We start from the raw sequence: 15479 nt of genomic DNA, 5'->3' as shown, positions 1-15479 counted from the left end.
CGCTGCAACGTGGCGAGGTTCGACGTGCGAGGTTCAGGCCGCGGTGGTCGCCTGCGTCGGCACCGCCACCGACACCGCCGCCGGGACGCTCACCTCGCTCCGGTGAACGCTACGGCAGCACGCACGCTGCCGAGTTGAAATTGATCGTGCCGGAGACCGTGATGTTGTTGACCCCGAGGCCGTTGGCATCGTCGAGTTCGGTCGCGATGGCGGCGGGCGTCGGCGCCGCCTGGACGACGTTGAACGTTCCGGCCGTTTGCCGAACGCGCACGACTCTCGTGTTTGCGTTGAACGGGGTATCGCCCCAAATCGTGCCCGAGAAGGTGTTGCCCGAGATGTTGGCGCAAGTGGTACCCGCTGCGACGCTCGCCGTGTTCGCCACCTGGATGGCGCGGTCGAAGTCGATCTCTCGCATCGTATTGCCGGTGATCGTCGCGTTGGTGGTGCCGCCGACGACGCTGTCGACGACGTAGATCCCTTCGAACAGGGCGACTTCCTGAATGGTGTTGTCGTCGACGAGGAGCGTCGCGGCGCTGGCACCTTCGTTTCGGAAACTGATGCCGCTGCCGAACTCGGATCCACTTCCCGTCGTGCCGAGGACACCGATCACGTTGTCGGTCACGGTGGCGCTCAACTCACCGGCATCGGCGGTGAGGTTTCCGTTCGTGAAGAAGTTCAGCGCGCTCGCCCGGATCGTGTGGATCGTGTTGCCGACACCATCGGCATCGGCACCGTCGCGGATGTCGATGTCGAGCATCGGACCCGCACCGGTACCGATGATGTCGAGCGTTCCGGAGATCGCGACGTTCATGCCCGTGAACGAACTGTCTTCGACGGTCAGCGTGCCGGTGTGGCCACGCCCGACGTTCAGTTGGAGCCCCGTTCCCTGCAGACCCCCGTTCGCACCCGACGCGATGCCGTTGCCGAACGTCGACGTCGACACCGACACGGCGGTCGTACCGGTGCCGCTCACCGAGAGTCGGAGGCCGCCGGCACCGACACCGTTCACGGTTTCGTCGAAGGTGCTGCCGTTGACGGTCAGCGTGAGGTTGCCTCCGGCCGCGGTGCCGCCGGCACCCGTGTTGTCGATGGCGAAGAGATCGCCGCCACTGTCGCGACTGCGAAGGTTGTCGAGGGAGACCGTGCCGGTCAGCCCTTGGAACTGGATGTTGTCTTCACCGCCCGCGTTGCCGAAGTTCTCGACGATCGTGTCGGAGATGACGAGGCCCGACACGCTCTTGCCGCTGATGCCCACCTGACTGACGTTGCCGTTCTCGTCGGCAGTCTCGGAGCCGATGATGCGGACGTTGGTGAGCGAGACATCGCTGACCGACTGGAGTTTCACACCTGCCGTGTAGGCGGCGATGTCGCCGCCGAACACCGACGAACCCGTCCCGCTGGTCGTTGCGACGTTCGTCAGGTCGAGGTTGTTCAGGTCGATCTGAGTCGCTGAGGTGATCTGGATTCCGTGCTGCAGAATGTTCTGGAACGTTCCGCCCGAACCGGCGGTCGTGCCGGTTCCCGTGATCGTCAGCCCGCCGGTGGTTCCCGTGTTCGTCAACTGGATACCGGTGGTTGCCGACTCGACGCTCACACTTCGGAACGTCACGTCACTCGCGCCGATCGCGGTGTTCGCGATGTTGATCGCCGTGCCGAACACCGCGGTGATCGTGTTGCCGGGGCCCTGGACGGTGACGGTGCCGCCGCCCGATGCCGTGAACGCCGTAGCGAGCGCGGTCTCGATGTCGAGCCCGCCGCGGGTGAAGTCGATGGTGTGCCCGGTGTTGTTGGTGAGGGTCACCGCCGGGTCGGTACCCGTGTCGAGGACCTTCGATGTTCCGGACAACGTGGTCGTACCCGCGCTGTTGCCCGAGATGTTGACACCGGTGCCCGTGTCATTGATCATTCCGCTGAAGGTGACCTGGCCCCCTGTTCGGCCGGTCACTTCGATCGCTCGTTGAGCGTTGTTGGTGATGCTCGCACCGATCGCGACGGTGCCGTTTCCACCGTCGATGTCGACGGCATTGCCACTCGACGTGGTGGATGTGCCAAACGCTCCGCCCACCGTGGTGAACGATCCGGAGTTGTTGATCAGCGCGACGTCCTCGGCGCCGCTGCCATTGGCGACCGGGCTCATGAAGACGATGGTGGCGGAGGAGTTCTGGACGCGGATGCCGGCGCCCGTGCTCGACGCGATGGTCGGGCTCCCGCCGGCGTACTGACCACCGGAACTCACGATGCCGTTGAGGTCGATCGCTGCGTACCCACCGGGCGACGCTGCCGACGATTGCGTGCCGAAATCGACGTCGTCGAGGTCACCGCTCGTGGTGACGCGGATGATGCCACCTGTGCCGGTGACATCGACGTTCGACACGTCGACGACGCCGACCGCCCCGCCCGACAGCGCGTGTCCACCAGGCGTGTTGCCGACGTCGAGTCCGCGAATCGTGTTGTCGGTCGCGAGGTTGATCGCATTGCCCGTCGACGGCGAGAGCACCGGCGCCGCGCCAGACGGAATCGCCAGGTCGCCGCTGCTCAGACCCGATGCTTCGCCGACCAGGATCTGCTCGGTTCCGAGATCGAATCCGTCGTCGGCGAGCGTGCCGGAGTGCACGAACACGGTGTCGCCGGTTCCGGTCGTGGCCGCGTTGAAGGCCCCGACCGTTTCGAAGGGACTCGACGAACGACCGTTGTTCGCGCCGCCGGTGATCGTGTTGTCGACGAACCAGATGGTGTCGCCGAGCGTGATCGTCACCGTCGCCGTGTCGGTGAGCGCTCCATCGCTCAGCGTGTAGTCGAACGAGTCGGTCGCGGCCGATTCGCCGACTTCGGAGACGTAGGTGAAGGTGCCATCGGAGTGCATGGTCACGGTGCCGCCACCGGTCGTGGTCGCGGAGGCCGAGCTGCCGCTCGGCACCGGCGTCGCGCCGACCGCGGTCACGGTCAACGTCGTCGCTGCATCGGGATCGCTGTCGTCGACGCCCTTCGTCAAGACGCCGTCGGCACCGTCGACGTCGGTGCCCGCTGTGCTCGTGCCGGCGTCGAGGAGCACGTTGACCGGCACGGAGTAGGCGTCGTCGACGGCGATGGGTGCGGTGTTGAAGCTGTTGGTGAACGTACAGGTGACCGACTCGCCCGGATCGAGGTTGATCGTGGCGGTCTGACCAGAGCTCGTGGAGGGGGTCGCCGACGCGCCGTCGGTGCAGGAGATGCCGGTGAAGTTGGCGGGAGACGGGTCACCCTGTGTCACGGTGAAGGTGCCGGGCAGCTGCTGCGTGAAGACCGCGGTGTTCGAGAGCGTGCCGTCGGCGTCGTCGTCGAGCGAGAACGCGCCGAGTGTGCCGGTGAACGTGATGTCTTGCGGGTCGTCGGGCACCGTGTCGGCGATGATGGTGATGGTGCCGCGCTCGGTGTTGCTGAACGTGCAGGCGACGGTTTCACCGGGGTCGAGGTTGATCGTCGCGATGCGCGTCGCCACCACACCGGTCGAGTCGGTTCCCGACCCGTCGGAGTCGCTGCACGTCAACAGGGTGAGGTCAGCACCCGGTGCCGGATCGGTTTCGGTGACCGTGTAGGTGCCCGGAACGACGTTGGTGAGCGTTTCGGTCTGGCCGTCGTCGAGCGTGAACGAGCCACTGCCCGGAACGTCGTCGGTGAACGCGAAACCGGTTCCACCGGCCGGGTCGCTGACCTTGCTGATCTGGATCGTGCCGCGCTTGGTGTTCGTGAACGTGCAGGTGACGTCTTCACCAGCTCCGACGACGAACGTGGCGACGCCGGTCGTCGTGATGCCGGTCGAGTCGCCGTCATCGCAGGTGAGGCTCGTCAGGTCCCAGCCGGCCAGCGCCGTCTGGGTGCTCGTGTACGTCCCCGGGATGAGGTTCGCCACCACGATCGAGGCGTTGTCGGCGATGGAGCCGGATGCGTCACCCGTGAACGCGAAGGACTGTGGATCGCCGTCGGGCAGCGTCTGCTGCACGACGGTGATCGAGCCGCGATCGGTGTTCGTGAAGTCGCACGACACGCTCTCACCGGGGTCGAGGTTGATCGTGGCGGTGCGTGTTGCGAGCACCGTCGTCGAGTCGACGCCGCTCGCGTCGGAGTCGTTGCACGTCAACCCGGTGAGGTCGAGCGCCGGGGTGGGGTCGTCTTCGACGACCGTGTAGGTGCCGGGTGCGACGTCGGTGAAGGTCTCGCTCTGGCCGTCGTCGAGGGTGAAGGTGTTCGGCGCGGCGATGTCGTCGGTGAACGTGAACCCGGTGGCGCCCGACGGGTCGCTCGCTGCGTTGATCGTGATCGACCCGCGCTTCGTGTTGATGAACGTGCACGTCACGGTCTCGCCCGCCTGTAGCTCGAACGTGGCGGTCGCCGTGCCGAGGTCCGCGCTCGAATCGCCGTCGTCACACCCGATGCCGGTCAGGTCCCAACCGGCGACCGCTGCGGCAGTCGTCGTGTAGGTGCCGGGCAGCACGCCGACGACCTCGATGGTGTCGCCGTCGCCGATCGTGCCGGCGACGTCGCCGCTGAAGTCGAACGTCTCCGCGTCACCGTCGGGCAGCGTCTGCGTAGCGACGACGATCGTGCCGCGTTCGGTGTTCGTGTAGGTGCACGTCACCGTCTCGTTCGGATCGAGGACGATCGTGGCCGTGCGCGTACCGGCGTCGGCCGAGCTCGCGGTGCCGGTGGCATCGGAGTCGATGCAGGTCAACCCGGTGAGGTCGAACGCCGGCGTCGGATCGTCTTCGGCAACCGTGTACGTGCCGACCGGGACGCGTGTGAATGTCTGCGTCTCGCCGTCGGCGAGGGTGAACGCGTTCGGCGCCTCGATGTCGTCGGTGAAGCCGAAGCCAGCGCCACCGGCGGGGGCGGTCGACGTGACGATCTCGATCACGCCGACTTCGACGACGGTCGAGGTGACCGATGCGGTGTTCAGCGCCTCGCCGGGATCGGCGGTCGCCGACGACACCTCGGCGTCGAACGTGATCGAACCCGAGACACCGAGGTCGACCGACACCTCGAGGGTGAACTGGGCGGTTGCTCCCGGATCGATGTCGCCGAGCGAGCACGTCGTCGACCCGGCAGGATCCTCGTCACACCCACTCGTCGCCACGAAGGTGACGCCGACCGGCAGTGTCGATTCGACCTCGACGTCGACCGCGGTGAGCGGGCCGTTGTTCTCGACGTCGATCGTGTACGTGAGGTTCTCGCCTGCGGCCGCCGGCTCGGCGTCGGCAGACGCTGAGATGGCGAGATCGGCAGTCGCCACGACGAAGCCGGTGACGTCGACGACGAGGTCGGTCGCGGCCGAGTTGTAGAGGCACACATCGCCGTTCGCGTCGAGGCTGGCGATGATCTCGTTGCCGCCGTTGACACCGGCGACGTGGTTGAGCGAGGCGGCGAGCGGTCGCGGCGAAACACATGGGTGGACCGTGATGAACCCGGTGCTCTCCGGTCGCACGGCGGTGACGTTGAGAATCGCGGCGAGCGCGTCAGCCGGAACCTCGGCCCGTTCCGCGACCGCGAGCGTGTACTCCGAATCGGCAGCGCGACGGCCGACGCCCTCGTGCAGGCCGTCGGAGGTCACCAGTCCGGCACGCGTTTCGAGCAGGCGCGTCGGCGGGACCGTCATCAGACTCGTACCGGCCGGCACGTAGCCGACGACGTCGATGACGACATCGATCGCCGTGTCGGTGTAGAAGCAGATGTCGCCCGAGTCGTCGAGCGCGGTCACGATCTCGTTGGCCCGGTCGACATCGGCGACGTAGTTGAGCGACGAAGCGAGCGGATTCGGGGGGAGGCACGGATGCACCGTGACGTAGCCGGTCTCCGACGGCTTCACGGCGATGACGTCGACGATCACGGCGTCGGCGTCGGCGGGTACACCACCACGACCGGCGACGGTCAGCGTGGTCGTGCTCTCGGCCACCGTTCGACCATCGGCAGCGAACTGTCCGTCGACGGTGGTTCCGTCGGAGCGGGTGTCGAGCAGGCGGGCCGGATCGAGCGGGACGATCCCGGACGATGCGGGAACCGAGCCCACCACATCGACGGCCAGGTGCGTGCCGGCCGAGGTGTAGATGCACACGCTGCCCGACGTGGAGAGCTTGGCGACCACTTCGTTGCCGAGCGACACACCGGTGGTGTAGTTCAGCGACGAGGTCACCGGACGCGGGGACGCACACGGGTGCACCGTGAGGAAGCCCTTGCCCTGGGGGGCGATCGCCGTGACATTGATGACGGCGCCGGATGCGTCGGCCGGGACACCGCCGCGCCCGGCGATGTCGACCTCGTAGTCCTGTCCCGGGGCGAGGCGGCCGTCGGCCTCGAACAGCCCGTCGACCGTGTCACCGGCGAGTCGCGTGTCGACCAAGCGGGCGGGTTCGAGCGGCACCAACGCCGTCTCCAATGCAGCCGAGGTGGCGTTCGCTGCACTCGTCGCGCTCGTCGGTGACGCCTCAGCGGGGCCGACCGTGGCAATGGCACCGGCGGCGGCGAGTGCGAACGCCAGCGCGACGCGCCCAAGGTTCGACCTGGAGTTGATTCGAGACATGGGTTCCTCCCGTGACGTCACAGCACGACACGTCACAGACGGTCGGAGAGCGCAACATAGCCCAGGCGATCGCCGCGCCACTGCTTCATCGATCGTCGACAGGGAGATTGACGAAATCTTGCATAACGGCAGGTCAGCTGCCATTTCTGGTCGATCTTCCGGCCTCGCGAGTCAGTCGGTGCGTTCGAAACGGCTCCAGCGGTGGATGCCGTAGTTCGAGTCCTCGTGATACGCCCGCACCAGGGTGACGGGATGCGTGAACCGTTCGTCGAACCGTGCCTGCAACGCTTCCTGCAATGTCGTCTCCCCGACCTGCTGCCACGAATCGAGCGACTCCCATACGAACGTCAGCGTGATGCGGCCCGGGTGTGCGTCGTCGAGCCACACCTCCTTCGACAGGAACGGGATGTGGTCGGCGCCGTCGATGAAGGCTTCGCCCAGCGTCCACACCTCGTGGTCGACGGTCAGGAACTCGGCGACGTGTTCGGGAGCCACGTCGAACACGAGCACCTCGACCGGCAGTCGCTCGTCCGACGTGTACCTGAAGCCATCACTCACCCTCCGCACCGTACCCAGCCCCCCGCACCAACCTGGTTACATCGCTCCGGGAGCAACGTAACCAGGTCGAGGGTCAGCGGGCGGCGACGGTGAGGTTGCGGAGCTGGCGGAGCGCCACCGACAACGTGGTCAGATCGAAGCTCTCAGCCCGACGAATCTCCTGGTGCATCGCACCAACATGGTTACATCGCTCCGGGAGCAACGTCATCAACTTCGGGTCAACATGGTTACATCGCTCCGGGAGCAACGTAACCAGGTCGGGGGGTCAGCGGGCGGCGACGGTGAGGTTGCGGAGTTGGCGGAGCGCGACCGACAACGTGGTCAGATCGAAGCTCTCGGCTCGACGAATCTCCTGGTGCATCGCGATCGTGCGACCCACCGCACGTTCGTGCGCAGCAATCCACTCCTCAGGCGAACCTTCGGCCGAACGCATCACACTGCGCGTCAGCTCGGCGATGACGTTCATCAGGTCGTCGCGCATCGACGAGCGAGCCTGCGTCTGCCAGCGATCGGACCGCGGCAGCGCACCGATGCCCTCCCACATCCAGCCGATGTCGAAGGCTTCGAACACTGCGCCGTAGGTGCGGGCCGCGTCGGCGACCGCGCATCCTTCGCCGTCAGCGAGATGCACCATGTCGAAGCCGGTGTGCATCCACGGCCAGCGCGCTGCTCGCGCCGCCAACGACTCGGGAACCCCTGCCGCGATCCGTTCGTCACGCAGTTCGCCGATCGCCACCGCCACGCGGCCACCCATTGCCGACTCCAGCGTGGCGAGCAGTTCGTCGATGCCCGGCGTGAACGTGTCGATCGCCGCCTCGATGTCCATCGGCGGTGGAAGGTGACGCAGCAGCCAGGTGGCGCCGCGCTCGGCCATGCGCCGCGCTTCGAGGAACAGGTCGATCTGCGTGTCGAGCGACACCGAGCTGCCGAGGGCGTCGATCTCGCGCCAGCGCTCACCGAACCCGAAGATGTTGCGCGCCGCCAAGAACGCCCGCGCGACGTCGGACACCGAGGCGCCCGAGTCCTCGGTCATCCGATGGTCGAACGAGATACCGCTGAGGTTGACCATGTTGTTGACCAGACCGGTGGCCACGATCTCTCGACGCAGCCGATGCTTGCGCAACGCGTCCGGGAACCGCTCGCGCAGCGCGGTCGGGAAGTAGGCGAGCAGGTCGGCTTCGAGCACCGGTGAGTCGGGCAGGTCCGATTCGAGGATCTCGGCGATGTCGAGGTTCTTGGTGTAGGCGATCATCACCGCGAACTCGGGCGCACGCAGGCCGCTTCCCGCCGCCTGCCGTTCGGCGATCTGCTTGTCGGTCGGCAAGAACTCCAACGACCGGTCGATGACCCCTTCGGCTTCGAGCGTCTCGAGGTATCGGGCGTGCACGTTGACCATCGGCAGCGCCTGTCGTCGAGCGATCATCAGCGCGAGCGTCTGGTCGCGGTTGTCGTCGAGGACGAGTTCGGCGACCTCGTCGGTCATCTCGACGAGCAGGTCGTTGCGCTGCTTCATCGTCAACTCGCCGTCACGGACGAGTTGGTCGAGCACGATCTTGATGTTGACCTCGTGGTCGCTGCAGTCGACGCCGGCGGAGTTGTCGATCGCGTCGGCATAGATCAGGCCGTTGCCGATGGCGTATTCGACGCGGGCGAGTTGCGTGAGCCCGAGGTTGCCGCCTTCGCCGACGATCCGGCAGCGAAGCTCGGTGGCGTCGATCCTGACCGAGTCGTTCGAGCGATCACCGACGTCTTCGTGCGACTCGGTGCTCGCTTTGACGTACGTGCCGATCCCGCCGTTCCACAGCAGGTCGACCGGCGCTCGGAGGATCTCGGAGATCAACTCGTCGGGGCGCAGCGACTCGATGCTCGGGTCGATCGCGAGCGCGGTGCGTACTTCGTCGGTGAATGCAATCGCCTTCGCCGAGCGCGGGTGGACGCCACCGCCGGCCGAGATCAACGTCTCGTCGTAGTCGTCCCAGCTCGACCGCGGCAGTTCGAAGAGTCGCTTGCGTTCGGCGAACGATGTCGCCGGGTCGGGGTTCGGGTCGAGGAACACGTGGCGGTGATCGAACGCCGCGAGCAGCCGGAGGTGTTGCGACAGCAGCATCCCGTTGCCGAACACGTCGCCCGACATGTCACCGATGCCCACCACGGTGAGTTCGTCGACGGCGATGTCCTTGCCGATGACTCGGGCGTGGCGACGCACGCTCTCCCACGCGCCGCGCGCAGTGATCCCCATCGCCTTGTGGTCGTAGCCGACGCTGCCACCGGACGCGAACGCGTCGCCGAGCCAGAAGCCGGCCTCGATCGCCAACTCGTTCGCGATGTCGCTGAACGACGCCGTGCCCTTGTCGGCGGCCACGACCAGATACGGATCGTCGTCGTCGTAGATCACACAGTCGGGCGGGTGCACCACCTTGTTGTCGACGAGGTTGTCGGTGACGTCGAGCAGCGAACGGATGAAGCGGCGATAGCGGTCGATGCCTTCGGCGCGCACGGCATCACGGTCGGCGCTCGACGCCTCGCTCTGCTTGATGACGAACCCACCCTTTGCGCCGACCGGCACGATCACGGCGTTCTTGACCATCTGTGCTTTGACCAGACCGAGCACTTCGGTTCGGAAGTCTTCGGGTCGGTCGCTCCATCGCAGGCCACCGCGGGCGACGCGACCGCCGCGGAGGTGCACGCCCTCGACCTTCGGCGAACACACGAAGATCTCGAACATCGGTCGCGGTTCGGGAAGGAACGGGACCTTGAGCGGGTTGAGCTTGACCGCGATCTCGTCGGCGAACGCGCCGTCGTCGCGCGGGCGGAACGCGTTGGTGCGCAGCGTGGCGTCGATCAGGGTCAAGATCGCACGGCAGATGCGATCGTCGTCGAGCGACGGGATCTCGTCGAGCATCGCCAACGCTTCGGAACGCATCTCGTCGGCGCGATCGAGGCGGACGATGGCCCCGTCGTCGATCGACGGATCGAAACGAACGTCGAACATGCGGGCCAGGAGCGCGGTGAGCGCCGGATGGCGCACCAGCGCCTGCTCGACGTACGAGCGGCTGAAGGGAAAGCCGGCCTGATGGAGATAGCGCGCGTAGGTGCGCACGACCGCGACCTGCCGACGGGTGAGGCCAGCCGCCACGATCAGCCGGTTGAGTCCGTCGGCTTCGATCGAGCCGTCGACGAGCCCGGCGAACGCGGCTCTGACCTCGGCCTGCTGTTCGTCGTCGCGCCGCCGATCGAACGTCGAGGTCCCCTCGACCCGAACGCCGATGTCGTACAGGTGCACCGGCGCATCGGGGCACTCGAAGACGTAGGGGCGCTCGTCGATGGCGTGCAGCCCGAGATGATCGAGCAGAGGCACCAGTTCGGCGATGGTCGAGGCCGACCCGCGGCGGAACACCCGGAAACGCCAGTGGCCCACCGGTGCGTCGACCGCTCGGCCGAGCGACGTCGTGAGCGAGGCTGCCGAATCGGGCTCCACGTCGACGAGCGCGGCCACCGCGATCAGGTCGCCGGCGGAGTCTTCGGGTTCGACTCGAGCGCGATAGTCGGAGGGGATGGCACCCGACACCTGGGCGAACACCGTCCGGCCGACCGCGTCGCCGAGCCGGTTTCGGATCGCCGCTTCGGCGCGCTCGTCCCAGGTCGACGACACCGCGTCGACCGCGGCGGCGAGGCGTTCGAGGTCGACGGCGTCGTTGGCTCGGACCGTCATCGTGATCCGGGCCAGCGAGCTGGCGCCGAGCAGCGTGTGGAGGTCTCGCGACTCGCTGCCGTACTCGTCTTCGACGAGCGTGCGGATGCGGTCGTCGAGGCCCGATTCGAAGCGCGCTCTCGGGACGTAGACGAACACGGTCGTCCACGGTCCGACGGGTTCGGCGACGTCGAACACGCGCACGATGCGCCGTTCCTGCAGTCCGACGATGTCGATCACCAGACCGGCGAGCGCCCGCGAGTCGAGTTCGAACACGAGATCGCGCGGCAGCGTCTCGACGACGTGTTTGATGGCGCGACCGGTGTGGCTGACCTCCGACGCGCCAGCGAGCGCGAGGACGTCGTTGGCTCGGTCGGACACCTTCGGGATCGCGAAGACACTCTCTCGGTACGCACCGCTGCCGAGCAGACCGATGAACCGGTGCTCGACCGTTCCGCCGTCGGCCGGGGGACGCACGGCGATGCACGTCATCCGCGCTGCTCGATGGATCGTCGACACCTGTTCGGACCGAGCGATCACCGTCTCGTCGTCACCCGGCTTCGACGGTGGCGAGGCGATCGAGGCGTCGAGTCGGGCGTCGGGGCGATACTCGCCGAGTTCGGAGCCGGCTCGCAGCGTGAGCACGGGGGTGCCGTCGTCGGTGAGTGCTCGATCGTACGACGCAGCGCCGAGCAGGACGAAGTGTTGCTCACCGAGCCAGGCGAGCAGCGGGTCGCCGTTGGTGACCGAGAGCAGCCGGTCGCGCATGTCGTCGAAGTCGTCGACGACGCGGAGCACCTCGGAGATGGCAGCGGCCACATCGTGTTCGAGTTCGCTCTCGAGGCCGGGAGCGCATCGGTCGAGTTCGATCAGCGTCCACGCTTCGTACACCGACATGGCACCGTCGGACCTGGCACCGTCGGACCCGGCAGCGCTCGAACGAGCGGTGTCGTCGGTGGTGGACCCCGTGGCGGCGTCGGGCGATGTGGTGTCGCCGTCGTCGAAGCCGATCATCTCGTTGTTCGAGTCGCGCTCGATCGACAGCAACGGATGCACGAGGAGGTGAATGCCGAGGCCGTGGCGGTCGAGCACCATGCGCACGGTGTCGACGAGGAACGGGATGTCGTCGGTGACGAACATGAGCACCGAACGCTCGGTGCGCCAGCCGTCGCGTTCGGCCTGCGGCGACAACACTCGGACGAGGACCTCGCCCGGCGCGCGGACACGGCCGAGGGTGAGATGGGTGACCGCCGCCGCGTACGCCTCGTCGAGGCGACGATCGTCGGCGTCTTCGTCGGGAAGTTCGCGGTAGTAGCGGACGAGGAAGTCGGCCAGGACCTGATCGTCGGGCCGCCGCTTCTGCGCCATCTCGGCGAGGGCCGCGAGCGTCTCGGCCACCTCGGTGTGTGCGTTCACGTTTCCTCCAGCCGACCGGGCGTCGTTGCCGCGATCTCCCGTCGGCGACAGTAACGCGACGTGCTCACGCGCGGTCGACGAATCGGCAGGATGTGCGTGGTTCCACTGGAGGCATCAGTCGTCGAGGATGCTCATGGCGCGGAGGCGGGCGCGCGCCGCGGCGTCGCGGAAGCGGTCGGCGCCTGCGGCGTCGCCCATCACGTCGGCCATCTCGGCCAAGCCGTCGAGACGATCGGCGGCGTCGGTCAGGCCGAGCAGGTCGGCGGAGGCGTCGGGGCCACCACCCGACGGCTCACTCACCGGACGCTGGCGACTCGAACGTCGGGCCGTCGAACGAGTCGATGGTGGTGAACTCCGAGACCTCGGCGCGACGAAGCTTGGTGAGCTGTTTGACCGGGACGCCGAGCGGAACCATGGCGGCAACGGCGTGGTGCGACGGGATCCCGAGCACCTTCTGGACCTCCGGCTCCTGGCCGGCGAGGTAGGTGGTGAGCACCCCGCCGAGTCCTTCGTTGCGCGCCGAGAGCAGGATGTTCCAGACGAAGGGATAGATCGAGGCGCCGCTGATCACGCCCACTCGGTCGAGTTCCTTGTCGAACGAGGCGACGAGGCTGAGGTCGACCGTGATCACGAGGACGACGGGCGCGTCGACCATCTTGTCGAGACCGGGGAACGAGTGGCCGGCCGCGGCGGCCTCGGCCGGGTCGACCGAGCTGGGTGTGATCGAGTTCCACGGCGACTCACCGGCCATGGTCTGGGCCGCGTAGATCGAGGTCGTCGGTTCGATCAGCGGAATCAGGCGGCGCCGCGTCTCTTTGTCGTCGAGCACGATGACGTGCCAGCCCTGTCGGTTGCCACCGTTGGGTGCGAAGCGCGCGTTGTCGAGGATCCGGTGCACCGTCTCGTGCGACACCGGCTCGTCGGTCCAGTCCCGACAAGCGAACGTGGTGCGCATGACGTCGTAGAGATCCATGCCGCGACCGTAGCGACTCACCGGCCGACACCAGGCTCGGCGTCGTAGGCTCGATCCGTGCCAGAGACGCCGACGAGTACATCCGCGAGCGACCCGCTGAGCGACTCGGCCGACCCGTCGAGCACGCCTCGGCTCGCCGTCATCGTCGGCGGCGTGATGCTGTTCGTGCTCGGTGCGACGATCGGGCTGCTCGGCGGACTGGTGCTCGCCGACGACACGGCCGAGACCCCGTCGGCGAGCGATGCCATCGACTGCGACGAGGCGACCGACATCGTCGAGGCCGCCATCACGGAGATCGGTGTCCTCGAGACGTCACCGACCCAGGACGCAGGGTTCTTCGCGGCGCTCATCGTCGAGCAACGGAAGGTGACGTTCACCATGGACGCAGCGCCCGACTGCTTCACGCTCGCCGACCGGGCCGGGGCGAACGGACTGCTCGCCGGGATCCACGCACTCTTCGACGCGTCGACCTCGGATGTCTCCGCGCCGTCGACGGGAGGCGACGAATGACCGCCGACGCGCCGACGCCATCGCCCGCGAATCCGTCGCGCGCAGCTGCGGCGCCCTCGCCAGAGCGACGTCGCTGGCTCGGCATCGTCGCCGGTGGCGCACTGGTGGCGGGAGGGGCACTCGTGCTCGTCGACCCGGGCGGCGGCTCCGAACCGAGTCCGGTCAGCACACCCATCACCGGCCGGTCGATCACCACCGACGACGCGAGCTCCGAGCCGGACGCCAGCTCCGACCGCGACGCGCGCGACGACGCCGACGACCTGTTCTCCGAACTCGACAACGGTCGCGGCCTCCCCGATCCCGACGTCGGCCCGTTGCCCACGGCGAGCACCCCGCCGAAGACCGCCGTCGACTCCGGCCTCAACGACTCCGACTCCGACGCCCTCTCGGACTCGGGATCAGGATCCGCCTCCGGCTCCGCCGAACCGGCGGGCGACTCGACCAACGCCGAGGTGAACGGTGGCTCCGACGACGACGCAGGTGCTGCCTCCGAGACTCCGGACAGCGATGAGGCAGTCGTGTCGACCGAGCCCGAGCGTGCAACCACCACATCGTCGATCCCCGATGGCGAGCCACCGGTGCGCGGAAGCGATCAGGACGATCCGACCGGAACCGCCACGCTCCCCGACGAGCCGCTCGCCACCCTGCCCGGCGAGGGCGGCGACGACGACCGCGACGGCTGAGACGCCACACACGTCGGAGGCGATGCTGCTCCAATCCGACGTGCTCGGGGGCGACGTCGAAGCTCACTGTCAGTACGTCTGAGAGTCGCCGTCACGAATGTGGACCGAGCTTCGGTGAGAACCCCGAATCACACCAGCCAGTCGTGTACGTTCGAGTCGTTCAAACACGCGGGAGAATCGTTCATGAGTAAGCGGAAAACAGCAATCGTCACCGGATCGGTCGCCGCCACGGTCGGCCTGGGGCTGACCGGCGTCGGGGTCTTCGCCGACGAGGTGATCGCTGACGACACGGTGCTGAAAGGGTCGCTGTGCGTCGGCATCGACTGTCAGAACAACGAGAGCTTCGGGTACGACACGATCCGCCTGAAGGAGAACAACCTCCGAATTCGTTTCGTCGACACCTCGAACAGCGGATCCTTCCCGACCAACGACTGGCAGATCACGGTCAACGACTCGACCAACGGCGGTCTCAACAAGTTCTCGATCGACGATCTCGACGGTGGCAGCACCCCGTTCACGATCGAAGCGGGCGCCGGCACCGACTCGTTGCGAGTCGACGACGCGGGCCGCGTCGGTCTCGGCACGGCGAACCCCGCCACGCAAGCGCACGTCGTCGACGGCAACTCGCCGACGCTGCGCCTCGACCAGGACGGGTCACAGGGATTCCAGCCGCAGGCCTGGGATCTCGGAAGCAACGAGACCAACTTCTTCGTGCGCGACGCCACGACCGGCGGCACGCTGCCCTTCAAGATCCAGCCCGGAGCACCGACCGACGCACTCGTCGTCGAATCCTCCGGCACCGTGAGCCTCGGCGACGGCAGCCTCGTCCTGCGTGACGACGTCTCGGGCATCGACTGGAATCTCGAAGCGACCAGCACTGGCGGGTTCACGCTCAGCCGCGACGACGGCGGCACGGTCACCACCACGCTGACCATCCTCCCGTCGGGCGACGTGGAGATCACCGGCGACGTGAGCGTCGACGGCAGCATCTCGTGCACCGCCGGCAACACCATCAACGGCGACGCCTGCAGCTGACGAACCCGATCCCCCGGACCACGCCCGAGAACACCACTCCCGCGGCCAACACGCCCGCGACGC

The 15479-nt window shown here is 67.3% G+C and carries 9 protein-coding genes; 3 read left to right on the top strand and 6 right to left on the bottom strand.

The features are described from left to right. Positions 1-109 precede the first annotated feature (109 nt). The 6 genes from YM304_RS00300 to YM304_RS00280 form a co-directional block, all read right to left on the bottom strand. Entirely contained in the window at positions 110-6550 is a 6441-nt protein-coding gene (locus YM304_RS00300; RefSeq protein ID WP_015439624.1) for a beta strand repeat-containing protein, read from the bottom strand. Positions 6551-6721: 171 nt separating this feature from the next. Continuing rightward, positions 6722-7108: a TIGR03792 family protein gene (locus tag YM304_RS00295; RefSeq protein ID WP_015439623.1), complete on the bottom strand. Its 387-nt coding sequence runs from the start codon at positions 7106-7108 to the stop codon at positions 6722-6724. A 73-nt stretch (positions 7109-7181) separates the two neighbouring features. Beyond that, positions 7182-7277 carry an NAD-glutamate dehydrogenase gene (locus tag YM304_RS25465; RefSeq protein WP_162142003.1) on the bottom strand — a complete coding sequence of 32 codons (96 nt, stop codon included), beginning with the start codon at positions 7275-7277 and terminating at the stop codon, positions 7182-7184. Positions 7278-7373: 96 nt separating this feature from the next. Next, positions 7374-12215, bottom strand: a complete 4842-nt coding sequence (locus YM304_RS00290; protein WP_015439621.1) for an NAD-glutamate dehydrogenase — start codon at positions 12213-12215, stop codon at positions 7374-7376. Between the two features lie 114 nt (positions 12216-12329). After that, on the bottom strand, positions 12330-12515 hold the full coding sequence (locus YM304_RS00285; protein WP_015439620.1) for a hypothetical protein: 186 nt from the start codon (positions 12513-12515) through the stop codon (positions 12330-12332). Further along, positions 12508-13188: a nitroreductase family protein gene (locus YM304_RS00280; protein WP_015439619.1), complete on the bottom strand. Its 681-nt coding sequence runs from the start codon at positions 13186-13188 to the stop codon at positions 12508-12510. Before YM304_RS00280 ends, YM304_RS00285 begins: the two co-directional genes overlap by 8 nt. Positions 13189-13245: 57 nt before the next feature. Here YM304_RS00280 and YM304_RS00275 point away from each other — a divergent pair, with 57 nt between their 5' ends. From YM304_RS00275 to YM304_RS21585, 3 genes are all read left to right on the top strand, one after another. Continuing rightward, positions 13246-13698 carry a hypothetical protein gene (locus tag YM304_RS00275; protein ID WP_015439618.1) on the top strand — a complete coding sequence of 151 codons (453 nt, stop codon included), beginning with the start codon at positions 13246-13248 and terminating at the stop codon, positions 13696-13698. Then, on the top strand, positions 13695-14381 hold the full coding sequence (locus YM304_RS00270) for a hypothetical protein (protein WP_015439617.1): 687 nt from the start codon (positions 13695-13697) through the stop codon (positions 14379-14381). The genes YM304_RS00275 and YM304_RS00270 overlap by 4 nt, the downstream gene beginning before the upstream one ends. Before the next feature lie 183 nt (positions 14382-14564). Continuing rightward, complete coding sequence (locus YM304_RS21585) at positions 14565-15416, top strand: hypothetical protein (protein WP_154723238.1); 852 nt, start codon at positions 14565-14567, stop codon at positions 15414-15416. Positions 15417-15479: the final 63 nt, after the last annotated feature.

Source organism: Ilumatobacter coccineus YM16-304 (assembly GCF_000348785.1).
Lineage (GTDB): Bacteria > Actinomycetota > Acidimicrobiia > Acidimicrobiales > Ilumatobacteraceae > Ilumatobacter_A > Ilumatobacter_A coccineus.
Note: the sequence above shows the minus strand (reverse complement) of the source record. Positions and strands in the feature narration are given on the sequence as shown.

Excerpts from the sequence above, each read along its gene's own strand:
- YM304_RS00300 (WP_015439624.1), bottom strand. The coding sequence starts at position 6,550 with ATGTCTCGAATCAACTCCAGGTCGAACCTTGGGCGCGTCGCGCTGGCG.
- YM304_RS25465 (WP_162142003.1), bottom strand. The coding sequence starts at position 7,277 with ATGCACCAGGAGATTCGTCGGGCTGAGAGCTTCGATCTGACCACGTTG.
- YM304_RS00280 (WP_015439619.1), bottom strand. The coding sequence starts at position 13,188 with ATGGATCTCTACGACGTCATGCGCACCACGTTCGCTTGTCGGGACTGG.
- YM304_RS00270 (WP_015439617.1), top strand. The coding sequence starts at position 13,695 with ATGACCGCCGACGCGCCGACGCCATCGCCCGCGAATCCGTCGCGCGCA.
- YM304_RS21585 (WP_154723238.1), top strand. The coding sequence starts at position 14,565 with ATGAGTAAGCGGAAAACAGCAATCGTCACCGGATCGGTCGCCGCCACG.